The sequence below is a fragment of the Kitasatospora sp. NPDC089509 genome, assembly GCF_044749365.1.
Classification (GTDB): Bacteria; Actinomycetota; Actinomycetes; order Streptomycetales; family Streptomycetaceae; genus Kitasatospora.
Genome location: NZ_JBIVHS010000002.1, coordinates 718,158 through 743,055 on the forward strand (window position 1 = coordinate 718,158; position 24,898 = coordinate 743,055).

At 75.7% G+C, this 24,898-nt stretch carries 17 protein-coding genes; 11 read left to right on the plus strand and 6 right to left on the minus strand.

The window, feature by feature from the left end; translation table 11 throughout:
* Window positions 1-111: 111 nt before the first annotated feature.
* The 7 genes from ACIP4P_RS06320 to ACIP4P_RS06350 all read left to right on the plus strand — a co-directional run bounded on the left by ACIP4P_RS06320 (window position 112) and on the right by ACIP4P_RS06350 (window position 14,247).
* Window positions 112-1,236: a PP2C family protein-serine/threonine phosphatase gene (locus ACIP4P_RS06320; protein ID WP_400915303.1), complete on the plus strand. Its 1,125-nt coding sequence runs from the start codon at window positions 112-114 to the stop codon at window positions 1,234-1,236.
* 372 nt (window positions 1,237-1,608) lie between these two features.
* Window positions 1,609-2,964 (plus strand): MFS transporter, encoded by a 1,356-nt coding sequence (locus ACIP4P_RS06325; protein WP_400915305.1) that lies wholly within the window; start codon window positions 1,609-1,611, stop codon window positions 2,962-2,964.
* A gap of 165 nt (window positions 2,965-3,129) precedes the next feature.
* The gene (locus ACIP4P_RS06330; RefSeq protein WP_400915306.1) at window positions 3,130-4,386 is read left to right on the plus strand and encodes a non-ribosomal peptide synthetase; all 1,257 of its coding nucleotides are present in this window, start codon (window positions 3,130-3,132) and stop codon (window positions 4,384-4,386) included.
* A gap of 178 nt (window positions 4,387-4,564) precedes the next feature.
* Complete coding sequence (locus tag ACIP4P_RS06335) at window positions 4,565-7,660, plus strand: amino acid adenylation domain-containing protein (RefSeq protein ID WP_400915307.1); 3,096 nt, start codon at window positions 4,565-4,567, stop codon at window positions 7,658-7,660.
* A 148-nt stretch (window positions 7,661-7,808) separates the two neighbouring features.
* The gene (locus ACIP4P_RS06340; protein WP_400915309.1) at window positions 7,809-9,587 is read left to right on the plus strand and encodes an AMP-binding protein; all 1,779 of its coding nucleotides are present in this window, start codon (window positions 7,809-7,811) and stop codon (window positions 9,585-9,587) included.
* A 59-nt stretch (window positions 9,588-9,646) separates the two neighbouring features.
* Window positions 9,647-11,428: a non-ribosomal peptide synthetase gene (locus tag ACIP4P_RS06345; RefSeq protein WP_400915311.1), complete on the plus strand. Its 1,782-nt coding sequence runs from the start codon at window positions 9,647-9,649 to the stop codon at window positions 11,426-11,428.
* The gene (locus tag ACIP4P_RS06350) at window positions 11,425-14,247 is read left to right on the plus strand and encodes a condensation domain-containing protein (protein WP_400915312.1); all 2,823 of its coding nucleotides are present in this window, start codon (window positions 11,425-11,427) and stop codon (window positions 14,245-14,247) included. The genes ACIP4P_RS06345 and ACIP4P_RS06350 overlap by 4 nt, the downstream gene beginning before the upstream one ends.
* A gap of 46 nt (window positions 14,248-14,293) precedes the next feature.
* Here ACIP4P_RS06350 and ACIP4P_RS06355 read toward each other — a convergent pair whose 3' ends face one another.
* The 4 genes from ACIP4P_RS06355 to ACIP4P_RS06370 form a co-directional block, all read right to left on the minus strand.
* Window positions 14,294-14,797, minus strand: coding sequence for a hypothetical protein (locus tag ACIP4P_RS06355; protein WP_400915313.1), 504 nt, complete (start codon window positions 14,795-14,797; stop codon window positions 14,294-14,296).
* 40 nt (window positions 14,798-14,837) lie between these two features.
* Window positions 14,838-16,181, minus strand: a complete 1,344-nt coding sequence (locus ACIP4P_RS06360; RefSeq protein ID WP_400915315.1) for a VWA-like domain-containing protein — start codon at window positions 16,179-16,181, stop codon at window positions 14,838-14,840.
* Window positions 16,181-17,431, minus strand: coding sequence for an AAA family ATPase (locus ACIP4P_RS06365; RefSeq protein ID WP_400915360.1), 1,251 nt, complete (start codon window positions 17,429-17,431; stop codon window positions 16,181-16,183). Before ACIP4P_RS06365 ends, ACIP4P_RS06360 begins: the two co-directional genes overlap by 1 nt.
* A 101-nt stretch (window positions 17,432-17,532) precedes the next feature.
* The gene (locus ACIP4P_RS06370) at window positions 17,533-18,903 is read right to left on the minus strand and encodes a hypothetical protein (protein WP_400915318.1); all 1,371 of its coding nucleotides are present in this window, start codon (window positions 18,901-18,903) and stop codon (window positions 17,533-17,535) included.
* A 610-nt stretch (window positions 18,904-19,513) separates the two neighbouring features.
* Between ACIP4P_RS06370 and ACIP4P_RS06375 the strand changes: the two genes are divergently transcribed.
* Window positions 19,514-20,029 (plus strand): DUF1772 domain-containing protein, encoded by a 516-nt coding sequence (locus ACIP4P_RS06375; protein ID WP_400915321.1) that lies wholly within the window; start codon window positions 19,514-19,516, stop codon window positions 20,027-20,029.
* Between the two features lie 222 nt (window positions 20,030-20,251).
* Window positions 20,252-20,944 carry a polysaccharide deacetylase family protein gene (locus ACIP4P_RS06380; protein ID WP_400915323.1) on the plus strand — a complete coding sequence of 231 codons (693 nt, stop codon included), beginning with the start codon at window positions 20,252-20,254 and terminating at the stop codon, window positions 20,942-20,944.
* A gap of 117 nt (window positions 20,945-21,061) precedes the next feature.
* Here ACIP4P_RS06380 and ACIP4P_RS06385 read toward each other — a convergent pair whose 3' ends face one another.
* Window positions 21,062-21,556, minus strand: a complete 495-nt coding sequence (locus ACIP4P_RS06385; protein ID WP_400915325.1) for a DUF1772 domain-containing protein — start codon at window positions 21,554-21,556, stop codon at window positions 21,062-21,064.
* Window positions 21,557-21,709: 153 nt separating this feature from the next.
* Between ACIP4P_RS06385 and ACIP4P_RS06390 the strand changes: the two genes are divergently transcribed.
* A complete protein-coding gene (locus ACIP4P_RS06390) occupies window positions 21,710-22,717 on the plus strand; it encodes an AraC family transcriptional regulator (RefSeq protein WP_350518185.1) in 1,008 nt (335 codons plus the stop codon).
* Window positions 22,718-22,840: 123 nt separating this feature from the next.
* Window positions 22,841-23,983, plus strand: coding sequence for a GDSL-type esterase/lipase family protein (locus ACIP4P_RS06395; RefSeq protein ID WP_400915327.1), 1,143 nt, complete (start codon window positions 22,841-22,843; stop codon window positions 23,981-23,983).
* Between the two features lie 93 nt (window positions 23,984-24,076).
* Here ACIP4P_RS06395 and ACIP4P_RS06400 read toward each other — a convergent pair whose 3' ends face one another.
* The gene (locus ACIP4P_RS06400) at window positions 24,077-24,727 is read right to left on the minus strand and encodes a 4'-phosphopantetheinyl transferase (protein WP_400915329.1); all 651 of its coding nucleotides are present in this window, start codon (window positions 24,725-24,727) and stop codon (window positions 24,077-24,079) included.
* Window positions 24,728-24,898 lie beyond the last annotated feature (171 nt).

Consider the following 24,898-nt stretch of genomic DNA (forward strand, 5'->3'; position numbering starts at 1 on the left):
CGCGGGCCACCCCGCCGTCGCCCTGCGCCGGGCCGTCGGCCGTGCCTACGATCGGAAACGACCTCCGGCCGCGTGCACGGGTGCGGAGGCGAGACGGAAGCCAGGTCGCCGATGGCCGCGAGGACCGTGCAGTGGCCGCCGTACGTGCGGGCCGCGCCGTGGTTGCTGATCGTCGGCGGGCTGGTGTGGAACTCGCTGGATCCGGCCGACTACTGGGGCGACCCGATGCTGGCGGCCGCCGCCGTGCTGTCCGGGGCGCTGCTGGGCCTGCGGGACACCCTGGCGGTCGCGCTGGCGAACGTGGTCGGCATCGTGGTGCTGTCCGTGCGGGACGGGTCGATCGGCACCCAGGACGGCTTCCTGGAGCTGGTGAACACCGCCTTCGCCGCCCTGCTCGGCATCGCCGTGAACCGGGTGGTGGCCCGGCACGGGCGGCACCTGGCGCGGGTGCGCTCGGTGGCCGAGGCGGCGCAGCGGGCGGTGCTGCCGGAGCCGCCGGGGCAGGTGGCGGGGCTGGAGGTGGCCGCCTGTTACCGGGCGGCCCAGGACGAGGCGCTGATCGGCGGGGACGCGTACGCGCTGCAGTCGACGCCGTACGGCGTGCGGGTGCTGATCGCCGACGTGCGGGGCAAGGGGCTGCACGCGGTGGGCGCGGTGTCGGTGCTGCTGGGGGCGTTCCGGGAGGACGCGCACCGGGAGCCGGACCTGGGCGCGCTCGCGGACGCCCTGGAGCGCACCCTGGTCCGGGAGGCCGCCCAACTGAGCGAGGAACTGCGGCTGGAGGGGTTCATCACCGCGCTGCTGGTGGAGTTCCCGCCGGGTGAGGCGGTGGCCCGGACCCTGGACTGCGGTCACCCCGGGCCGTACCTGCTGGGCGGCGGCGGGCCGGGGGTGAGCCGGTGGGACGCCGGGGACCCGGGGCTGCCGCTGGGGATGGGCGTGCTGGGGGTGGCGCGTCCCGGCGTGGAGAGCAGGCCGTTCCCGCCGGGGAGCACGCTGCTGCTGGTGACCGACGGGGTGACCGAGGCCAGGGACGCGGCGGGGGAGTTCTACGACCCGGTGCGCGGGCTGGCCCCGCTCGGGCCGTTCGCGGGGGCGCGGGAGGCGGTGGAGGCGCTGGTGGCGGACGTGGTCCGGTGGACGGGAGGGCCGCGGGACGACGACATGGCGGTGCTCGCGGTGACCCGGCGGGCCGGCGACGGGGAGCGGCCGGGGAACGGGAGCAATCGGGCATAGCGCCCGCATGTGATTCCGAAGGGTCACGCTGATATCACGGTGGGGTTACGCAAAGTGCCTGCTCCATGGATTCCGGCCAAGTTGGGCACGGTGCCCCGGTGGCCGGAAAGCGGGTGTCCGGATATCGGACGACGAAATGGACTGCCTGGTCAACGTGCCGGGTTGGAGGGGGTGTTGGGCGGCGGTTCCTCGTCCGACGGGCAGCGACGGGCATGTGATGCGTGTGCGTCGGATCCGGGTCCGGGAGGTGACGCCGGGTCAGAAAGGCGCGGGGTCGGTCACGGCAGTGGCGGGATCCGGTCGACCCTTCGTTCGTCCGGAAACGCACCCGGTGCTTGCCCGGTGTCGAATGGGTGACCGAGAGTCGCACCGATGAACGAGAAGCCGCACCCCCGTCCGTCCCGTCTGTCCGGCCACCGCGACTTCCGGCTCCTGCTGACCGGAGCCGCGGCGGCCCAGACGGGCAGTCAGGTGACCCTGGTGGCGCTGCCATTGGTGGCGGTGGTGGTGCTCGACGCCACCCCGTTCGAGGTCGGCCTGCTCACCGCCGCCGAGACCGCCGCCTTCCTGCTGGTCGGCCTGCCGGCCGGCGCCTGGCTGGACCGGATGCGCAAGCTCCCGGTGCTGATCCGCGCGGACGTGGTGCGCTGCCTCGCGGTGGCCTCGATCCCGCCGGCGGCGGCCTTCGGGGTGCTCACCATGCCCCAGCTCTACCTGGTCGCGCTGGTCACCGGGGTGGCCACGGTCTTCTTCGACGTGGCCCACCAGTCCTTCCTGCCCGCCGTCCTGCCGCGCGAGCAACTGGTGGCCGGCAACGGAGCGTTGGAGACCGTCCGGTCCTCGGCGCAGATCGCCGGGCCGGGCCTGGGCGGCGGACTGGTCCAGCTGCTCGGCGCCCCGCTCGCCATCGTCGCGGACGCCTGCGGCTACCTCGCTTCCGCGCTGCTGCTCGCCCGGATCCGGGTCGACGAACCGAAGCCGGAAGCGGCGCCCGGGAGTTCGCTGCGCGCCGAGGTGGCCGAGGGCGTGCGCTTCGTGCTCGGCCACCCGCTGCTGCGGGCGATCGCCACCGCCACCGCCACCTCCAACCTGTTCTCCGCCGTGCTGATGGCCGTTCAGACGGTCTTCTGGGTCCGCGTCCTGGACCTCTCGCCCGGGGCGATCGGCGCCCTGCTGTCCGCCTCCGCGGTCGGCGGGCTGGCGGGTGCGCTGTGCGCCGGGAAGCTGTCCCGCTGGGTCGGCCAGGCCCGGCTGATCTGGCTGGCCACCGTGGTGACCGCGCCGTTCGCGCTGCTGTGGCCGCTGTCCGGCGGCGGCGCGGGCGCCCTGCTGTTCGGCCTCGCCTCGGGCGTGGTGCTGTTCGGCGCGGTCGCCTACAACGTCGCCCAGGTGAGCTTCCGGCAGAGCGTCTGCCCGCCCGAGCTGCTCGGCCGGATGAACGCCACCATGCGCTTCCTGGTGTGGGGCACGATGCCGATCGGCGCGCTCGGCGGCGGGCTGGTCGCCGACTGGGCCGGCCCGCGCGCCGCGCTGTGGGTGTGCGCGGTGGGGTTCCTGCTGGTGCCGGTGCCGTTGCTGCTGTCGCCGCTGCGGGGGATGCGCGAGCTGCCCACGGCCGCCGAGGCCGGCGCGGAGGAGCCCCGGGCGGACGAAGACCGGGCCGAGGACGCCGAGCATCCGGCCGCGAGCCCGACCGCGAGTCCGACCGCGAGTCCGACCGCCCCCTGATTGCCACCTGACTGCTCCTCGAACCGAAGTCGTACCGAACCGAAGCCTCAACGAACAGAGCCAGAACCGAAGCCGTACCAAACCGAACCGAAGCCGCATCGAACCGAGCCGAACCGAGCTGAACCGAACCGAACCGAGCCGACACCGGAAACCGGAGACCGTTCCGTGCACGCCAGCATCACCGCCGCCTACCTCGCCCGGTACCGCTCCGCAGCCGCCGACTCCCCGGTGGAGCTGCTCCCGCTGACCGGCGCCCAGCGGCGCTTCCTGATCACCCGGCGGCTCGCGCCGCAGACCCGCTCCGACCTCGCCCCGCTGTTCTTCGCCTACCCGGCCGGCACCCTCGACCTGCCCCGACTGGACCGCGCCGCGACCGCCGTCGCGGCCGGCCACCCGGCGCTGTGCGGGGCCTTCGCGACCGTCCGCGGCACACCCGTGCTGCGCACCGGCGGCCCCTCCGTCGAGGTCGCCCGGATCGCGGTGGCCCCCGGCACCGGCGCCGAGGCGGCGCTGCGCGCGGCACTCCTGGACTGGCCGCTGGACGGCCCGGCGCTGCGCCTGCTGGTGGCCCGGGAGCCGGACGGCGACGAGGAGTTGCTCGCCCTGGCCCTCGACCACGCGGCCTGCGACGAGCAGTCCATCGGGGCGCTGGTCGGCGAGCTCACCGAGGCGTACCGGCTCGACCGGTCGCCCGCGCCGGGCCCCGACCCGCAGGCGGTCGCCGACTTCCGACAGGCCGTCGAACTCCAGCTGGCCGCCGAGGAGGCCGCCGCCGGGCCCGCCGCCGAGGCCCACTGGGGACGCCGGCTCGGCGGCCTGACCGGGACCGGCGGCGCCGCCGCCCGGACCACCGGCATGCTCACCGAGCGGCTGCCCGCCGTCGAGGGCGCCGCCCGCAGCGCCGTCTTCCCCGCCCTGCTGGACGCCGTCGGCGCCGCGGCCCGGCGGCTGCACCGCGCCGACGACGGGCTGGCGCTCGGCTACCCGTGGGGCGGCCGCCCGCCCGGTGCGCCCGACGTGCTCGGCTGCTTCCTGAACACCCTGGTGCACGCCGTCCCCAGCCGGCCCGCCGCCGACCTGGAGGCGCTCTGCGACGACTGGTGGGACGACCTGGAGCACGCCGGCACCCCCTTCGACGAGGTGGTCCGGGCCGCCCGCGCCGCCGGATCGCCGTGGTCCGGCGGGCTGGACGCGATGCTCACCTTCGAGAACCTGCAGCGCCGCCCCGAGCTGGTGCTCGGCGGCGTCGCCGGTCGGGAGGTCCACATCGACGGCCGCCCGCTGGCCGCCCCGACGGCGGTCGCCGCCGCGTACGGCGAGGACCTGCTGGTGCGCTTCGTCTGGGACTCCGAGCGCTTCCCGGCGGCGGAGGCCGAGGCGGCCTTCGCGGACCTGCTCGCCGTGCTGCGCGGCCACCTCTAAGGATCCGGCCGCCCACCCCGCCCGCATCCCGGGCCCACCGACCTCACCCTCCCCGAGGACCCCGGGCCGCACCCCCACCCCGGTGCGGCCCGGCCCCCACCGGCCGCCACCGGGACCACCCCACTTCCGCGCCCGGCCACCGCAGTGCCGACACGCCCACCACACAAGGGAATCCTTCATGTTCGCACTCTCTCCCTCGCAGGAGATCGTCTGGCTGCACGAGCAGATGCAGCCCGGCAGCCGCGCCTACAACTTCACCGGCGTGCTCGACCTGTGGGGCACCCTCGACCGCGCGGCCCTGCACACCGGCCTCGCCGCCGTCCTGGCCCAGCACCCGGGCCTGCGCCTGGAGTTGGTCGCCCGACCGGAGGGCCTCCCGGGCCAGCGGGTCGCCGAGGACTGCCAATCCGAGCTCCGGCACAGCGATTTCACCGCCGAGGCGGACCCGGAGACGGTGTTCCGCACCTTACTCGCCGCCGAGGCCGAGGAGCCGCTGGACACCGAGCGGGCGCCGCTGCTGCGCTGGCACCTGGTCAAGCTCGCCGAGGACCACCACCGGCTGATCCACGTCGAGCACCACCTCGTCCACGACGGCCACTCCTTCGCGATCTTCCTGCGCGACCTGTTCACCGTCTACCGCGCCCGGGTCCTCGACCAGCCGTACGAGCTGGCCACCGCCCCCTCGTACGAGCAGCACGCCCGCACCGAGGCCGACCCGCGGGCCCGCGAGCGCGCCCTCGCCTTCTGGACCAGGGAGTTGGCAGACGCCCCGCGCGAGGTCACCCTGCCCGGGCTGGCCCGGCCGGGCGTCGAGCGCCGCCACCGCGGCGGCCAGCTGCGCCAGTCGATCGGCGCCGACCTCGCCGAGCGGCTGCGCGAGCGCAGCAAGTCCGACGGCCACACCCCGTTCTCCACCCTGCTCGCCCTGTTCACCGAACTGCTGCGCCGGCACAGCGGCCACCGCGAGATCACCGTCGGCACCGCCGTCGGCAACCGCCCGGAGGGCTACGAGGGCACCGTCGGCATGTTCGTCAACACCGTGCCGCTGCGCCTGCGGATCGACCCGGCCGCCTCCGGCACCGAGGCCGTCGACGAGGTCACCGACGTCCTGATGCGCGCCCTGCCGCACCAGCACCTGCCGGTCCAGGAGCTTACCCACAGCCTCGGGCTGCACACCGGCGGCGCCGACAACCCGCTGTTCAACGTGATGTTCAGCGCCCACGACGCCGCGCTGCCCGACGTCCAGGCCCCCGGCCTCGACGTCTCGCTGTACGAGGGCTTCAACACCGGCACCACCCGCTTCGACCTCGACCTGGTGCTGCTGCCGGACGACCGCCGGGTGGTCGGCGAGAAGCACGGCGTCGCCGGGATGACCCTGATCTGGGACTACGACGCCGACCTGTTCGGCGAGGCCAGGGCCGTGCTGCTCTCCGAGCGCCTGCTGGAGCTGCTGCGCTGCTACCTCGACGACCCCGAGGCGGTGCTCGCCGAACTGTCCCCCGCCCCCGCCGCCGAGCCCGCCGCCCCGCTCACCCCGGCCGGCCTCGACCCGGCCGCCGCCCACGACCCGACCGCGCTCGCCGTGCTGGCCGGCACCGAGCGCCTCACCTACGGCGAACTCGACCGCCGGGTCGGCGACCTGGTCGACCGGATGCGCGCCGCCGGGGTCACCGCCGGCCAGCCGGTGGCCGCCGTGCTGCCGCGCGGCACCGACAGCGTGGTCGCCCTGCTGGCCTGCCTGCGGCTCGGCGCCGTGCACGCGCCGCTGTCCACCGAGGACCCGACCGCCCGGCTCGGCCTGCTGCTGGAACGGCTCGCCCCCGCCCTGGTCCTGGCCACCCGGCAGAGCGCCCTGGCGCTGCCCGCCGAGGGCTTCACCCCGGCCCTGCTGGACGGCCCCGCCTTCCCGAAGGCCGAGCCCGCCGCCGTCCTGGCGGGCGGCGCGTACCTCATCCACACCTCCGGCTCCACCGGCGTGCCCAAGCCCGTCCTGGTCGGCCGCGAGGCGCTCGCCGGGTACGTCGCCGCGATCGCCGCCCGCTACGAACTCACCGCCGCCGACCGGGTGCTGCTGTTCGCCCGGCCGTCCTTCGACGTCTCCCTGGAGGAGGTGCTGCCCGCCCTCGCGGTCGGCGCCGCCCTGGTGGTGCCGCAGCGCGAGGTGCCCACCGGGCCCGAGCTGGTCGCCGTGCTCGCCGCCCGCGCCGTCACCGTCGCCAACCTGCCCACCAGCTACCTGCTCGCCGTCCGCGAGGACCTGCGCGAGGCGCTGCGGGACGGCCGCTGGACGCCCAGGCTGCTCGTCCTCGGCGGCGAACGGCTGCCCGCCCGGGCACTGGCCGGGCTGACCGGGGCCACCACGGTGCTCAACGCCTACGGCGTCACCGAGGCCACCGTCACCTCCACCGTCCACCAGGTCGGCGCGGCCGACGTCGAGGCGGACGGCGAGATCCCGCTCGGCACCGAACTCGACGGCGTGCGGCTGCACGTCCTGGACGAGACGCTGCGCCCGCTGCCGTACGGCTGCGTCGGCGAACTCGCCGTCAGCGGCGACCTGTTGGCCGAGGGCTACGTCGGCCTGCCGGAGCCCACCGCGGCCCGGTTCGTCACCGTCCCCGCCCTCGGCGGCGCCCGGGTCTACCGCACCGGCGACCGCGGCTACCGCGACACCGAGGGCCGGCTGTGTTTCCTCGGCCGCGCCGACAACCAGGTCAAGCTGCGCGGCCACCGGATCGAGCTGGAGGAGATCGAGGCCGCCGCCTCGGCCGAACTCGGCGGCCGCTCCTGCGCCGTGGTGCTGCACACCGACCCGCGGACCGGCCCCCGCCTGGTCGGCTTCCTCGAAGGCGCCGAGCGCCCCGACCAGGCCGCCCTGCACACCGCGCTGGCCCGCCGGCTGCCCGGCGGACTCGTTCCGGCCACCTGGACGGCCGTCGAGACCATGCCCACGGTGGCCGGCGGCAAGCCCGACCGTGCCGCCCTCGCCCGGCTGGTCGAGGAGACGCCGCAGGAGCAGCAGCAGGAGGAGCACGCGCCCAGCGCCTTCACCGACCCCGGCCAGCAGCTGATCGCCGCCGCCTGGCGCGAGGTGCTCGGCCACGACCGCTTCGGCGCGGACTCGCACTTCTTCGAGGTCGGCGGCCACTCGCTGCTCGCCGCCCAGCTCGCCGCCCACCTGGAGCCGCACCTGGGCAGCCGCCCGCCGCTGCGCACCCTGTTCCGGCACGCCGTACTGGCCGACCAGGCCCGCGTCCTCGCCGGGGACGTCAAGTGAGCGCGCCCTCGGCGGTGACGGGCCAGGGGGCCGACGGGACCGTCGGGCGCCCGCGCCACCGCGAAGGGGCCGCCGCGCCCCGGAAGGCGTTCACCGCCCGCCCCACGAGCCACAACTGACGGTTCGACGTGCGTACTTGGAGACGATGATGGAATCCCTGAGCATCGGATACGGCCGCCCGCACCAGGACGGCGCGGTCCTCGACCTGTTCACCAGCTGGGCACACCGCACCCCGCAGGCGCCCGCCCTGATCGACGGCGAGCACACCCACAGCTACGCCGAACTCGACCGCCTCGCCGACACCGTGGCCGAGGCGCTGCGCGGCAAGGTCGGCCCGGGCGACCTGGTCGGCGTCTGCCTCGGCCAGTCGACGGCGCTGGCCGCCGTCACCCTGGCGACGGCCAAGCTCGGCGCCGTCCACCTGCCGCTCGGCCCGCGCCCCGGCGAGAAGCGCCTCCAGGCCGTCGCCGAACAGCTGCGCCCGGTCTGCCTGGTCGGCGAGGCCGCCGTACTGCCGCCCGGCGGCGAACGGCTGGACCTGGACCTGCCCACCGAGGGCGTGGTCGCCGCACTGACGCCCGGCGGGCAGGCCGGCGTGCCGGTCGGCACCCACTACGCCGTCCTCACCTCCGGCTCCACCGGCACCCCCAAGGCCGTCGCCGTCACCGAGCCGGCCCTCGGCGCGCTGCTGCAGTGGTACCGCGAGCTGACCGGCCTCGGCCCCGGCGAGCGGCACAGCCTGCTGATCGGGGTCGCCTTCGACCCGCACGTCCTGGAGCTGTGGGCCGGCCTCACCTCCGGCGCCGCGCTGGTCGTCGCCCCCGAGGCCGTCCGCTGGGACTCCGGCGCGCTCGCCGACTGGTGGCGCGAAGCCGGCATCACGGTCTCCGTGCTGCCCACCCCGCTGGCCGAGCCGATCCTCAACCGGCCCTGGCCCACCGGACTGGCGCTTCGCCACGTGACGGTCGGCGGCGACCGGCTGCGCCGCGCGCCCGGGCCGGAGGTCACCGCGACCGTCCACAACGCCTACGGTCCCGCCGAGGCGACCGTCGCCACCACCGTGCACACCATGGCGCCGGGCGGCGACCACGGCGCCGACGCGCCGCCGATCGGCCTGCCGATCCCCGGCGCCGTCCTGCTGGTCACCGACGAGCAGGGCACCCCGGTGCCCAGGGGCACGGCCGGGGAGTTGAGGATCGGTGGCCGGGGGCTGGCCGCCGGTTACCTCGACCCCGAGCTGACCGCCCGCCGCTTCGTCGAGGTGCCGCCCGGCGTCGACGGCATCGACCGGGTCTACCGCACCGGCGACCGAGTGGTGATGCGCGCCGACGGCGTGCTGGAGTTCCACGGCCGCCTGGACGACCAGGTCAAGGTCAGCGGCGTGCGGATCGAGCCGGCCGAGGTCGAGGCCGCCTTCGAACGCGACCCCCGGGTGCGCCGGGCCGTGGTCGCCGCCGAACCGTCCCCGGCCGGCGGGGTGCGGCTGCTCGCCTTCGTCCAGGCCGAGGACGACGCCGAGCCCGCGAGCCTGCTGGACGCCGTCCGGCCCTGGCTGCCCGAGCAGGCCGTGCCCTCGGCCGTCCGGCTGGTCGAGCGCTACCCGCTGGACGCCAACGGCAAGGTGGACCGCGCGGCGCTGCTCGCCGCCGCCCCGCCGGCCCCGGCGGCCGTCGGCGAGGACGGCGACACCCCGGTCGAGCGGACCGTGCTGAAGCTCTGCCGGGAGCTGATCGGCAACGCCGAGCTCGGCCCGGACGACAACTTCCTCGCCTCGGGCGGCAATTCGCTCGCCGCCGCCCGACTGCTGGAGTCCCTGGAGGAGGAGTACGGCGTGCGGCTGCGCGCCCCCCTGCTGCTGCGCCAGCCCGACCTGCGGGCCGTCGCACGGCTGGTGGAGGAGCGGCTGCCGAGCGAGTCCGTCCTCTGACCTCACCGTGACCAGCGGCGCCCCGGCCCCGGGCCGGGGCGCCCGGAAGGGACCCAGCCATGACCTCCACCCCCGGTACCCTGCCCGCGCTGATCGCCCGGCAGGCCGAGCAGCACCCCACCGCCCTCGCCGTCACCGACGGAAACGGCTACCTCACCTACCGCGAACTCCACGACGCCTCCGGCCGGTTGGCCGCCGTCCTGGCCGCCCGCGGGATCGGCCCCGGCAGCGCCGTCGGCCTGCTCTGCGCCCGCTCGGCCCGGTTCGCCGTCGCCCAACTCGCCGCCTGGCGGGCCGGCGCCCTCGTCGTCCCGCTCGACCCGGCCTACCCGCGCCCGCGGATCACCGAGATGACCACCGACGCCGACGTACGGCTCGTCCTCGGCGACAAGGCGCTGCTCGCCGAGGCCGGACTGCCCGCCGAGCGCACCCTGGTGCTCGCCGAGCACGGCGGCTACACCGAGGCCCCCGTCCCCGACGCCGCCGACCCGGACGCGCCCGCCCTGCTCTACTACACCTCCGGCTCCACCGGCCGACCCAAGGGCGTACTCGTCCCGCACCGCGCCGTCGCCGACCTGGTCACCGCCCCCGACGGGCTCGCCCTCGGCCCGCGCGACCGGGTGCTCTTCCACTCCACCCCCTCCTTCGACGCCGCCACCTTCGAACTGTGGGCCCCGCTCGCCCACGGCGCCGCCGTCGCCGTCTCGCCCGCCGACCGGCCCAGCGCCGAGGAACTCGTCCGCGACATCGAGCGGTTCGGCGTCACCACCGCCTTCCTCACCACCGCGCTCTTCCACCACCTGGCCGCCAAGCAGTCCCGGATCTTCGGCGTGCTGCGCACCCTGGCCGTCGGCGGCGAGGCGCTCGCCCCCGAGTACGCCGGAGCGGTGCTGCGCGCCTTCCCCTGGCTGGAGCTGTACAACGTCTACGGGCCCACCGAGGCCACCACCTTCACCACCGCGCACCGGATCACCCCGGCCGACTGCGCGGGCGGCCCGGTCCCGATCGGACGGCCCTTCGGCGGCGCCCGCGCCCTGGTCCTGGACGAGCACCTCGCCCCGGTCGAGCCCGGCGCGGTGGGCGAACTGTGGATCGGCGGCGAGCGGCTCGCCCAGGGCTACCTCGACCGGCCCGAGCTCACCGCCGAACGCTTCCCGGAACTCCCGGGCCGCGGCCGCGCCTACCGCAGCGGCGACCTGGTGCGCCAACGCCCCGACGGCACCCTGGAGTTCCACGGCCGCACCGACGACCAGGTGAAGGTCCGGGGCTTCCGGATCGAGCCCGGCGAGGTCGAGCACGCGCTGCTCCAGTTCCCCGAGGTCGCCGAGGCGGCCGTGGTGGTCCGCCGGGCCGGCCGGCCCGACGCCGCGCTCACCGCCTGCGTGGTGCTCGCCGACGGCGCCGGCGCGGCCGTCGAGACCCTGCGCACCCGGCTCGGCGAGCAACTGCCCGCCCACCTGGTGCCCACCGCCTGGAGCATCCTCGGGGAACTGCCGCTCACCGGCACCGGCAAGGTCGACCGGCGCGCGCTCGCCGCCGCCGACCCCGATGCCGCCGGCCGCGCCCGGGCCGAGGTCGAGCTCACCCCGATCCAGCAGGTCGTCGCCGAGGCCTGGAGCCGCGCCCTGGAACGCCGGATCACCGACCCGGCCGCCGACTTCCTCGCCGAGGGCGGCCACTCGCTGCTCGCCATGTGGGTCGTCGACGACCTCAGCGGCGACCTCGGCGTCGACCTCTCCCTCGCCGACTTCCTCGGCCACCCCACCGTGGCCGGACAGGCCGAACTGCTGGAGCGCGCCCTGCGGGCCGCCGACGACACCCCCGGAGCAGCACAGCGATGACCAGCGACCAGAACGACCTGCTCCGGCGGGCCCGCAACCGCCGCCCCGCCCCCGCCCCGGAGCACCCCGCCGCCGACTCCGGCCCGGCCCCGCTGTCGCACGCCCAGCAGCGGATGTGGCTGATGGACCACCTCGGCCAGGGCGGCGCCCTCTACAACGTGCCGATCGCCACCCGGCTGCGCGGACCGCTCGACCCGGAGGCCCTCGCCACCGCGCTCACCGGCCTCACCGAACGGCACGCCGCCCTGCGCACCCGCTACCCGCGCCACGGCGACCAGCCCCACCAGCACATCGACCCGGTGCGCCCGGTGCCGCTGCCCGTCCTGGACGCCCCCGGCGACTGCGTCGAGCAGTTGGTGACCGAGGCCGCCTGCCCGTTCGACCTCACCGACGGGCCGGTGCTGCGCGCGCTGCTGCTGCGGCACGCGCGCGAGGACCACACCCTGCTGCTGACGATCCATCACATCGCGGTCGACGGCGGCTCCCTGCCCGTCCTCGCCGCCGACCTCGCCGAGCTGTACACCGCCGCCCGCGACGGCGGCCGGCCCCAACTCCCGCCGCCCGGCATGCCGTACGCCGAGTACGCCCGCCAGGAACGCGCCCGCGACGCCGAACTCACCGCCGCCGCCGACGCCCGCGCCGCCCACCTGGCCGGCGCCCGCCCGCTGCCGCTGCTGCGGCCCGTCGCCCCCGGCACCCGCGACCGCAGCGCCGCGCTGCACGCCGTCCCGCTGTCCACCGCCACCGTCGAGGGCCTGCGCGCGCTCGGCGCCCGGCACGGCGCCACGCTGTTCGCCGTCGTCCTCGCCGCGGCCTTCGCCACCCTGCGCACCGCCGCCGGCCAGGACGACCTGGTGCTCGGCTGCGCCAGCGGCCAGCGGGCCCGGCCCGAGCTGCGCCGCACCGTCGGCCTGGGCGTCAACACCCTCGCGGTGCGGGCCGAACTGGCCGGGGAGGAGCCCTTCACCGAGGCGCTCGCCCTGGTGCGCGGCGCCCTCCTGGAGGCCCAGCAGCACCACCAGGTGCCCTTCGACCTGGTGGTCGAGCGGCTCGGCGCGGCCGCCCGAGGCGCCGACGGCACCCCGCTGCTCTCGGCTAGCTGCGACGTCGTCCAGCCCGCCACCGGGCTGGCGCTGCCCGGACTCGACGCCGAACACGTCGACGTCGACCTCGGGCTCGCCAAGTTCGACCTCACCCTGGTGCTGGAGGAGGGCGCCGAGCCGCGCTGCCTGGTCCAGCACGACCGGGCCGTGCTGGACCGGGCCACCGCCGCCCGGCTGGCCGAGACCTTCGCCGCGGTGCTGCGCACGGTCGCCGAGGACGCCGAACTGCCGCTCGCCGACCTGCCCGGCGAACTGCTGGTCACCGCCGTCCGGCACCCGGTGCTGGAAGCCCTGTCGGCCGATCCCGGGGTGGCCGACGCGGCCGTGCTGGAGACCCCCGACGGCCCGCCGCTCGCCTACGCGGTGGTGCGCGGAGCGGCCGCCCCCACCGGCACCGACCTGCGCTCGCGGCTGCGGCGATCCGTGCCCGCCGCCGAACTGCCGTCGGCCGTCACCCTGGTGGACCGGATCCCGCGCGGCGCGGACGGCGCCGTCGACCGCGACCGGCTGCCCGGCGCCGCCCTCCCGGCCTCGGCCTCGGCCGACCGGCCGACCGGCCCGCTCGACCTGGTCCGCGCCGCCTTCGGCGAACTGCTCGGCAGCGTCCCGCCCGCCGACGGCGACTTCTTCGCCCTCGGCGGCCACTCGCTGGTCGCCGTCCAGCTCGCCGAACGCCTGCGCACCCGGGTCGGCCTGCCGCTCACCGGCCTGGACGTCCTGGAACACCGCACCCCGCGCGCCCTCGCCGCCCTGCTCGCCGTCCGCGAGCAGGAGCGCCGGGACGTCCTCGCCCGCACCGGCACCCGGCCCAGCGGCGAGCCCCGCACCGGCACCGTGCTGCTCACCGGCGCCACCGGCGGCGTCGGGGCGGCCGTACTGCAGGAACTGATGGCCCAGGGACGGCCGGTGCGCGTCCTGGTCCGCCCGGAGTCGGCCCACCTGCCGGCCCTGCACGGCGCTGAGATCGCCGAGGGCGACCTCGCCGACCCGGACAGCCTCCGGCGCGCGGTCAAGGGCGTCGACGCCGTCATCCACGCCGCCTGCACCTTCACCGAGCACGAGGTCGACACCGCCGCCATGCGCGCCCTGCTGGACGGCTGGAGCGGCGGCCCGTTCGTCTTCGTCAGCAGCATCGACGCCTACGGACGCCCGGCCGACACCGAGGTCGCCGAGGGCGGCCCCAGCGGTGTGCCGGTCACCGCGTACGGGCAGGCCAAGCTGGACTGCGAGCGGATGCTGTTCGAGACCGCCGAGGCCACCGGCCACGGCCCGGCCACCGTGGTCCGCGCCCCGATCGTCTGGGGGCCGCACCACCGCCTGCGCGACCAGCTCCGCTGGGGCTCCACCGGCGAGCTCTACCAGGCCGCCCTCGCGGGACGGCCGATCGTGCTGCCCGCGCCGGGCGGGCAGGGGGAGTGGAACGGTGCCGCCTGGGTGCACTCCGCCGCCCTGGCCCGCGCCCTCGCCGCCTGCGCCCAGCCCGACGGCCCGGCCGCCGGGCGGATCGTCAACGCGATCACCGGGCACGTGTCCTGGGCGGAGTTCAGCACCGAGCTGATCCGGCTGCTCGGCTCGCGGAGCGAGGTCGAGCAGAGCCCCGACGCCGACGCGGAGCTGCGGCGCCCGTGGCACTACCGGGCGGAGACCCTCGCGGCCGCGCTGCGGCCGGAGCCGGGGGAGGACTGGCGCGGCGTGCTGGCGGCCATGGTCGGCTGACCGGAAGACCGGAAGACCGGAAGACCGGAAGACCGGCTGACTGCTGCTACGGCCGGGCGGAGGGGCTCGTCGCTCCTCCGCCCGGCCGTTCGGCGTTCCCGAGGCGGCCCGCGGCGAGCGTGCGGATCCGCCGGGTGCGCCCGCCCTCGGCCAGGACGGTCAGGCAGGCCGTCGCCGGGCACGTCCCGGCCGCGCGCAGCTGGAGCCAGTCGGAGGCGGTGCGCAGCCGCTCCTCCTCCCACGGCTCGCCGAGGGTCATCGCCCGCAGCAGCGCCCACTCGCCCAGGCGTCGCACGGCGAACCCGTCGGCCGCCGCAGCTGCGGTCAACTCCCGTATCCAGTCCGAGAATTCCGGTGACGTCAGCAGCTCTGCCGCCCGCCGGTCCAGGTACTCGCCGACCGCGCCGCTCGCCATCGCCGGATCGGGATCGGCGAGCACCCGCGCGACCACCGAGGCCGCGTCCTGCGGCGCGGCCCCGGCGAGGGCCCGGCGGTGATGGGCCAGTCGCACGTGCTCGTCGGGATCCGCGCACGGACCGTCCGGGTCCACCTGAGTTCCTCCTGCCCGCCTGGCCCGACTCCTGCCCGCCTCACCCGACCGGGACCACCCGGGCCCAGTCCGGCGGTGCGGTCGGCCGGTACTCGCCGTCGTCCTCGTTGTACCGGGCCGGTCGCCGGAACAGGCCCACCACCGTACGGCAGGCCGGTGCGACCTCCGGCCACGGGGTCTGCCCGTCGGTCAGCACCACCACGACGTCCGGCCGCGGCCTGGTCCGCAGCGCCGCCGCGAAGCCCGTCCGCAGGTCCGTGCCCCCGCCGCCGACCAGCGGGATGCCCTCCGCCCGGCAGAGCGCGCCGACGGACTGCAGGGCCGCGTCGCAGGACAGCACGGTCACCTGGTCGTGCCGGCCGCCGACCGCCCGGCCGATCGCCGTGACCTCCAGCAGCGCGGTGCCCAGCTCCTGGTCGGAGACCGACCCCGAGGTGTCGATCACCACCGAGACCCGGGGCGGGCGCCGCCGCAGACTCGGCAGCACCACCCCCGGCAGCCCGACCGAGCGCCGGGCCGGGCGGCCGTAGCTGTAGTCCCCGCCCGCGCCCGGCCCGGACACCGCCGAGCGCAGCGCCGCGCCCAGCAACTGCCGCCACGGCTGCGGCGGGTGGAACACCTCCTCGGCCCAGCGCCGCCAGCCCGCCGGGGCGTTGCCGGGGCGGGCCCGGATGCCCTCGGCGACCCGGAAGCGCACGGCGTCCCGCTCCTGCGGGGTCAGCCCGTGGGCGCCGTCCGGGCCGAGCTCCCAAGGGCGGTCCACGCCGTCGGCGCCGCTGCCGCAGTCCAGCCAGGACAGTCCCGCCTTGGTCAGGTCGATGCCGAAGCCGCGGACGTAGTCCTCCATCAGCCCGCCCTCCGGCAGATGGAGGCGCTTGGGCAGCACGGCGCCCGCGGGGACGACCAGTCCGTCCCCGAAGGCGTCGTCGTTGATCTCGCAGTCGGCGGCGATGTTCATCCGCACCCGGTCGGCCGGCCCGCGCAGCCCGAGGTCACGGGCCAGCCGGTCGCTGCGCGCGTGATGGTCGCGCAGCAGGTGCGACACCTCGTGCACCCACACGGAGGCGAGGTCCTCCACCGGGGTGCGGTGGACGAACTCCGGTGCGGCGTAGCAGCGCCAGTAGCGGTCCACCGCCATCGTCGGCACCTCCCGGGACTCCACCAGGTGCAGCGCGAACAGCGCGGTCGCCAGGTACGGGCGGGCCCGGACGGCCTGCAGCCGGGCGGCGTACAGCTTGTCGTGGTCCAGCGGGCGCAGTCCGGTCGGCTCTGTGCTGTGCCGGTCCGGGTCCCCGGGCTCGCGGACCGGTCGGGCGACCTTCGGCCTGATCCGCCCAGCGACGTCCAGCGGTGTCGGTCCCGGACCCGTCGGCTTCGCGCCCATCAGCGGCTCTGCGCGGTGGGTCGGCCGGCCCGCCGGGCGGCGGCCTGGTCGGCGGCGCGGTCGGCCCGGCGGGACAGCGCCACCGCGGAGGCGAGGTGTTCGATCGATTCCGGCACCTCCCAGTCCTCCCGGCGCAGCGAGGCCAGCGTGGTGGCCGGCACCACCAGCACGTCCGGCGCGCCGGTCTCCATCGCCCGGACCAGCAGCGCCCAGGCCGCGTCCCAACGGGCCCGCTCCGGGCGGTTGCGCACCGCGGCCACCACCCCGTCCAGCACCACCTGGCGCAGGTCCCCGCGCTCGGGCAGCACCGCGGCAGCCGGGTCGGCGAGCAGCTGCTCCGGGTCGGGCAGGTCCATCCGGTCCATGCTCGCCATCAGCTCCAGCCCCGGTCCGTCCCCGACCGTGCCCCGGACCAGCAGCGACAGCACCTCCCGGGAGGAGCCGGCCGCGGTGGCGAAGGCGATCAGCCGCAGCGTCATGTCCCAGCTCCGCGGGGACGGCCAGGCACCGCCCCGCTTGGTCTCGTTGGTGGGCAGTCGGTGCACCAACTCCGGTCGGGCGGTGAGCAGTTCGCAGACCGCCCGGCGGGCGAGGCGGACCGCCGCCGACAGCTCCGCCGGATCGAGCCGCGGCAGCGTGGCGACCGGCCACACCCCGCCGAGCCCGCGCACCACCACCTCGTGGTCGTGCACCCACTGCAGGTGGACGAAGCGGTTCGCCAGCGGCGGGCTCAGCTCCCACCCGTCGGCCGCCGAGGAGCGCGGGTTCGCCGCGGCCACGATCCGCACCCCCGGCGGAAGTCGGAGCGCACCGATGCGCCGTTCCAGGACCAGCCGGAGCAGCGCGGCCTGGACGGCGGGCGGCGCGGTGGACAGCTCGTCCAGGAACAGCAGCCCGCGCCCGGCCCGGACCAGCCGCACCGCCCAGTCCGGCGGCGCCATCGGGACGCCCTGCTGCGCCGGGTCGTCGCCGACGATGGGCAGGCCGGAGAAGTCGGACGGCTCGTGGACGCTGGCGATGACGGTGGTCAGCGGCAGGTCCAGGGCCTCGGCGAGCTGGTTGAGCGCCGCGGTCTTGCCGATGCCCGGCTCGCCCCAGAGCAGCACGGGCAGGTCGGCGGCGACGGCGAGGGTGAGCGCCTCCAGCTGGCTGTCGGGGCGCGGTTCGGTGCGGGTGTCGCCGAGCAGGTCGAGCAGTTGGCGGGCGACGTCGAGCCGGGCGGGGGTGGGGGCGGGGGCGGACGTGGGCATAGGCATGGGTGATCACCTCGGGAAGTCGTAAGTCGTAAGCCGTAAGTCGGATGACGGCAGCGTGAAGTCGGCGGTGCCGCATGCCGGTTCAGCGCGCCGGTTCAGCGCGTAGCGGTGCGCGGGGGCCGCGGGAAGGGGTAGTGACGGGCGCTGTACTTGCGGAAGCCGAAGCGGTAGAGGCGGTGGGAGAGCCGGCTGCCGACGGCTGCGGCCCGCTGGTCGGGAGTCAATCCGGCCCGGTAGCGGCCGTAGGCGATCCGGCGTTCCGCCGCGGCCGCGAGTTCGTCCCGGAGCGGGCCGTCCCGCAGCGCCGCCTGCGGGCCGAGCAGGCCCTCGACCACGGCCAGTGCCCCGGCGGTGTCGCCGTGATTCAACCGCTCGCGCACGTCGGTCAGTTGGGCCGGATCGCGGTGCGTCTGGTCGATCGCGCGCAGACAGGGCAACGGCCGGCCGGACAGCGCGACGAGCAGCTCCTCGCGGCGCAGCTCGGCCGGGTCGTGGTCGAGCGGGGTGAGCACCCCGTCGACCACCGCGATCCGGTGTCGGGCGCCCCGGCAGTCCACCAGCCTTTGCCCGGGCGGTGGTTGGGGCCTCGGATCGTCCCGGTGCCCGGGTGCCAGCGCGGCCGCGACCAGCGGATGCAGCCGGTCCGGCTCGATCGCCCCGCCGCGCAACAGGTCGAGGTCGGGCAGCGCCCAGGTCGCGGCGTCGGGCAGCAGCGGCAGCGCCCGGACGTCCCCGACGGCCTCCTCGACGAGCCCGTCGGGCCCCAGCAGCAGCCGCTGCCGGTGCCCGAGTCGCACCAGGACGGGCCCGGTGGGGCGCCCCTCGGCGTGACGCAGCAGCTCGGCCTCGGCGGCCCACCGGTCGGTCGCGCAGAGCGGTTCGTGCGCGCCGAATCCGCCGACCGGCAACCCGGACCACTGTCCGGGTTCGGACCCGGCCCCGGCGCGCAGTGCCAACTCCCCACTGCGCGCGGCGTCCCACAGGTGCCGGTGCAGGTCGAGCCGGAAGCGGCGGCTGGGCCGGGGGCGCGGATGCCGGGCCGGTCCGGGGTCGGAGCCGTCCCAGAGCGCCAGGGCGATCCGCTGCCCGAACTCCGCCCAGGCGGGCGGTGTCCGGACCACCAGGTGGAGCGGACGCTCGCCCGGGTAGCGGGCCAGCGGCACGGTCAACCCGGCGCGCAGCCGCCCGTCGGGCGCGGTGCGGGGCAGGTGCCAGCGCAGCAGGTCCGGCGCCAGGTGGCGCAGGTCCTCGCGTAGCCGGTCGGCCAGGTGTCGCCCGTGGGTGCGTGCGACGTCCCGCGGCCGGAAGTCGACCTCGACGTTGGCGGCGGCGCAGGCCCCGGCCCAGTCGCCGGAGAGGCGGCGTGCGGTGGCGGTTTCGATCATGGAGGGCGGCACGGCGTACTCGCGTACGCGCCGCCAGAAGGAGAGACGGGAGTCGTCCCCGTTCGCGGTGTGTGGGTGCATCAGCACTCACCTTGCGCGGACGGGACCTCCGATCCGGAAGAGGTGAAAGTGTTCATCGCCGGGGAGCATAGCCCCCGCCTCCGCCGCTTGGCCACACCTTTCGGCCGGTCCGGCCGCCGGCGCGCTCAAGAACCGCTGGAGGTCAGGTCGAAACCGGTGGTTCGTGATGGCCCCGATGTGTTCTGGTGGAGGACGGAGAAGGCGCGGCCGCGGACGGTCGTGCCGCTCTCGTCGGGGGACGGGGTTCGGCGGGCGCTGGGGCGTGAGCCGAGGGACTTCGCGGACTGTGCGCGGGCGGCGGACGCCACCGGTGCACGGACCGCGGGAGGTAGTGAACGCCTGTCGGAGATACTGTTCAACAGCAGTCGTCCGTATGGCAGTTCAGTTGATCGTCGGCGCCGGGCGGCGTCGGTCGCCGACCGTCCCACCCGGCCGCGGGCCGGGCGGGCGGTACGGAGGCCGACGCCCCGGGTGCCGGGGTGGTCCCCGCGAGGGGCGGGGACCGGGGAGAACCGAAGGATGACCGATGCGCTCCGACCAGACCGCAACTCCTGCTTCCTACACCGCTCAAGCGGCCCGTGACAGCTACACCAGAGGAGGTGTCCCGCCGGTGGCATCCGTCGCCCGCAGCAAGGCCGCCGGTCCCGTGTTGGTGGGTGCGACCATCGCGATGGGGCTGATGGCGGGGCTGTTCTTCGCCTTCGACGTGTCGGTGATGCCGGGCCTGGCGGCCGGTGACGACCGGACGTACGTGACGGCGATGCAGCACATCAACAAGTCGATCGAGAACGGCATGTTCGGTCTCGTGTTCGTCGGTGCCTTCGTGGCGACGGGCGTCGCCGCCTGGCTGCAGCACAAGGCGGGCCGGCGGCAGGCGGCGCTGTGGGCGGCCGGGGCGACCCTGCTGTACGTGGTGGCGCTGATGGTGACGATGGGCGTCAACATCCCGCTGAACAACGACCTCGCGGCGGCGGGTGACCCGTCGCAGATCCACGACTTCGCCGCGGTGCGGACGAAGTTCGAGGGGACGTGGGTGGCGGCGAACATGCTGCGGACGGCGCTGTGCACGGCGGGTCTGCTGGCGCTGACCCGCTCCCTCGTCCTGCACGGGCGCGACTCGCGCTGAGCCGTGCCGCCCGCCGAACCGGTCAGCGCGCCGGATTGACCGGTGCGGCAGCGCAGTTGGAGCCCCCGGCGGATTCCGTCGGGGGCTCTCGGCCTGCCCGCACGGTCAACCCGCCGCCCGGCTGGCCGATTTCACCCCTGTCGGTCCTCCGGAGGGTCGCGCCCCCGGCGGTGGGCGGCGCAGACTGGCCGGTACACGGACGTTCCGAGGTCAGGGGGCAGAATGGGCTCATCACCGGTCGGACGCAGGGCGGTCGGACGGATCCGGACCGCGATCGGCGCCCTCGCCGTCGCGCTCCTGGCGGCGGGCGCGGTCGCGGTGCCCGCCGATCCGGCGGAGGCCGCGGGGAGCCGGGGCGGCAAGGTGGTCTACCTCACCTTCGACGACGGCCCCAGCCCCGTCTACACCCCTCAGATCCTGTCGATCCTCAACCGCTACGGGGTACACGCCACCTTCTTCGAGCTCGGCGAGAACGTCGCCGCCCACCCCTCGCTGACCGCGCAGGTCGCCCGCCAGGGCCACAGCGTGCAGAACCACTCCTGGTCCCACCCGGACCTGCGCCGGCTGTCCGGCTCCTCCTTCGACTCCCAGGTGGGCGGCACCGATCGGGCCATCCGGGCGCAGACCGGCCGGACCCCGAAGTGCCTGCGCCCGCCGTACGGGGCGGTCAACGGCGCGGTGCGCTCCCGGGCGGCGGCGCTCGGCAAGCAGGTCGTGCTCTGGTCGGTCGACCCGGCCGACTGGTCCCGGCCGGGGACGGCGGCGATCCGCTCGCGGGTGCTGGGGAACGTCCGCCCGGGCTCGGTGATCCTGCTGCACGACGGGGGCGGGAACCGCTCCCAGACCGCCGCCGCGCTGCCGGCGATCCTGTCCACCCTCAAGGCGCGCGGCTACAGCTTCGCGACCCTCTGCTGAGAGCGCTGCTGAGAGCTCTGCCGAGAGTTCTGCTGAGAGCGGGTCACGAGTAGGGCCAAACACGGCGAAGGGCCGGCCCGGGCGCACACCCGGGCCGGCCCCTCACGAACTCGCCGGTCAGCTCCGACCGTTGAGGATCAACGCATAGGCCAGGCACCCCAACGCCGCCGTGCACAGCAGCGCCCGCAGCACGTTGAAGCGGACCCAGCGGGCCTCGAAGCGGCCGCGCACCGCCACCGGGTCGGCGATCCGCTGCGGCGCCCCGGCCTTCGCCAGCTCGTCGTTCAGCGGGATGTTGACCGAGCGGGTGACCCCGATCGCCGCGACGTACAGCACCAGGGCGGCGATCGTCGCGGGCAGCACGTCATGACCGTCCGAGGGCAGGTGCAGGGCGACTGCGGCCGCCGTGGTGAGCAGGGCGCCGACGAACCCGAGCACGAACCAGCCGTTCAGGATCGCCACGTTGACGCGCTGCATCACCTCGATGAACGTCCGGTCCTCGACCCGGGCGAGCGCCGGCATCACCGAGCACGCGAAGGCGTAGAACAGTCCGGCGGTCAGCCCGCAGGTGACGGTGGCCGCCACCAGGACGAGTGTGCGTGCCGTTTCCATTGTCGCAGCCCCTCTGTTCGCTTGCGCTGGGTATCGGTCCGTTCCCCGTGGGTCGATCATCCGGCATCCGGGCCGTTCGGGCCAGCTCGATCGCTCAAGACCCTCTCAAATGACGAACCGTCAATTGATGTCCTGCCGTCTACACTTGGCGGCATGGACACTCTGACGGGACTCCTCGACGGCCCCAAGGCCCGTGGCGCGTTCCTGCTGCGGTCGATCCTCACCCCGCCCTGGTCGTTGCGGATCGAGGACCGGGCCCCGCTGTCGGTGGTGACGATGGTCCGCGGCGAGGCCTGGATCCTGCCCGAGCGCGGGACGCCGCTGCTGCTGCACCCCGGCGACGTGGCCATCGTGCGCGGTCCCGAGCCCTACACCGTCGCGGACGACCCCGACACGCCGGTGGACGTGATCGTCGGCCCGGGCCAGGTGTGCACCAAGGACGGGGTGGACGTCTCCGAGGTGATGTCGCTGGGCGTGCGCACCTGGGGCCAGGGCCGGGAGGGCGACCAGGCCTCCTCGGTGGTGCTGTCCGGGACGTACCAGGCCGAGCACGAGATCGGCCAGCGGCTGCTGGGCTGCCTGCCCGCACTGCTGGTGCGCCCGGCGGGCACCGGCGCCGACGACACCCTGGTGCACCTGCTGGCCGCCGAGATAGGGCGCAACGAGCCCGGCCAGGAGCTGGTCCTGGACCGCATCCTCGACCTGCTGGTGGTCTCGGTGCTGCGCTCCTGGCTGGCCGCCCCCGAGTCGGGTGCCCCCGCCTGGTACCGCGCCCAGCACGATCCGGTGGTCGGCCCGGTGCTGCGGATGATGCACGACGACCCGGCGACCCCGTGGACGGTCGCCGACCTCGCCCAGAAGGTCGGCGTCTCCCGGGCCGGCCTGGCCCGCCGCTTCACCGCCCTGGTCGGCGAGCCCCCGATGGCCTACCTGGCCGGCTGGCGCCTCGCCGTCGCGGCGGACCTGCTGCGCGAGCCGGAGTGCACGGTCGCGTTCGCCGCGCGCAAGGTCGGCTACAGCAACGCCTTCGCCCTGTCGGCGGCCTTCAAGAGGGTGCGCGGCGTGAGCCCGCAGGAGCACCGCCGACTGGCCGCGAACGGGACCCCGGCGCAGCCGGTGGGCTTCTCGGGGCCGGCGGAGACGGTGATCCTGGCCGGCTGACCGCTGGAGGGGTCGCCCGTCTCCCCTCGGCATCGGCGCTTCTGCCGTGTCGGCACTTGCCTAATAGCCCTAGGCAATCCCATACTGCTCATAGGAAGCGGCACCAACGAACGAAGAAGCACCATGATCACCACCCCCGTCACCGAATCCCTCCTGCACGGCCACCTGGACGTCGAGCACACCGGCCGCGGACTGATCCCGCACCGCCTGCCCGCCTCCGCCCGCCGTCGGATCCCCGACGAGCAACTCGCGATCGCCGAGTCGCAGCCCTCCGGCGTCCGGCTGGCGTTCCGCACCCGGGCCACCATGCTGGCGCTCCATGCCGTCCCCACCAAGCGCGCCTACCCGGGGGTGCCCGACCTGCCCGACGGGGTCTACGACCTCCTGGTCGACGGTCGCCCGGCCGGCCGGGCCGTCGTCCCCGGCGGCAACCTGCGCACCGTCGACCTCGCCACCGGCCGCACCACCCTGACCCAAGGCCCGCCCGGCACGGCCCACTTCACCGATCTGCCGACCGGTGACAAGAGCGTCGAGATCTGGCTCCCGCACACGGAGACCACGGAACTGATCGCCCTCGACTCCGACGCCCCCGTCACCCCGGTGGCTGCGGCCACCCGCAACCGCTGGCTCCACCACGGCAGTTCGATCAGCCACGGCTCCAACGCCGAGCGTCCGACCGGGACATGGCCCGCCCTGGCGGCGCTCGCCGCCGGCCTGGACCTCACCAACCTGGGCTTCGGTGGCAGCGCGCTGCTCGACCCCTTCACGGCCCGCGTCATGCGGGACACGCCCGCGGACGTGATCAGCGTGAAGATCGGCATCAACCTGGTCAACGCGGACGTGATGCGCCTGCGGGCCTTCGTCCCGGCGGTCCACGGCTTCCTGGACGCCATCCGCGACGGGCACCCGACCACGCCGCTGCTGGTCGTCTCGCCGCTGCTCTGCCCGCTCCAGGAGCACACCCCGGGGCCGCTCGCGCCCGACTTCTCCTCCGGGGCCCTGCGCTTCCGCGCGACGGGCGAACCGGGGGGCGGGCGCTTGACGCTCTCGCTGATCCGCGAGGAGCTGGCGCGGATCGTCGAGGCCCGGGTGGCGGAGGGGGACCCGCACCTGCACCACCTCGACGGCCGGGAGCTGTACGGCGAGGCCGACTACGAGGAGTTCCCGCTCCCCGACGGGCTCCACCCCTCGGCGGAGGCCCACCGGGTGATCGGCGCCCGCTTCGCGCGGCTGGCGTTCGCCGAGGGCGGCCCGCTCGCGGTGTGAGGACCGGCGGTGCGGCGCCTTCGGGTGCGGCGCGTTCGGGCCTGACGACTGCCCCCGTCCGTTGTCCGGGCGGGGGCGGTTCCGTGTCGTCGCTCAGGTCTGCCGGCTGTTCGGGGGGAGAACGAGGGCGGTCACCAGGATGCCCTGGCGGGTGGTCCAACGGCCCTGCCGGGGTTGGGGGTTGAGAGGGTGGCGGGCGGTGAAGGTGCCGTCGAGGTGGAGCGTGACGGTGATGGAGGCCAGTGCCGTCCAGGCGTGGGTGAGGGGGTAGAAGGCCTTGTAGGTCGCCTCCTTGGCGCTGAACAGGAGGCGGTCCCAGGGGACGGTGCCCTGGGGGAGCCGGGCCAGCCGGCGGTGTTCGGCGGCCGAGGCGGTGAGGTGGAGAGTGCCGTGGGGGAGCGGCTGCTGCGGCTCGGCGTCGATGCCCAGCGCGGCGTACCGGGTGGTGCGGGTCGCGGCGCAGGCGGTGTAGCCGTCGCAGTGGGTGATGCTGCCCGTGGTTCCGTCCGGCCACCCGGGTGCGCCGCCGCGGCCGGGCAGCAGGGGGAGGGCCGGCACGTCGAGCTCGGCGAGCGCGCTGCGGGCGAGCACGCGGGCGGCGGTGAACTGCCGTTGCCGGCGCAGTGATCGGCCCTCGATGTGGGCGGCCTCGGGCCCGAGCAGGGCCCCGGTGGGCGGGGGGCCGAAGGCCTCGGCGCAGTTCACGTCGGCGGGCAGGAGCGTGCCGACGGTGCTGGTGGTCACGGGCGGTTCCTTCGGGGTGGGTCCTTCGCCGGGGTGGGTGGGTGCCGCCCGTGTGGGGGTCGGGCGGCGGGCCGTGGGGGGTTAGGGGGTTGGGGGGTTGGGGTTGGTGGGGGTGTGGGTGGTGGTGTGGTAGTTGGTGAGGTCGAAGGTGCGGGTTTGGTGTTGGTAGCG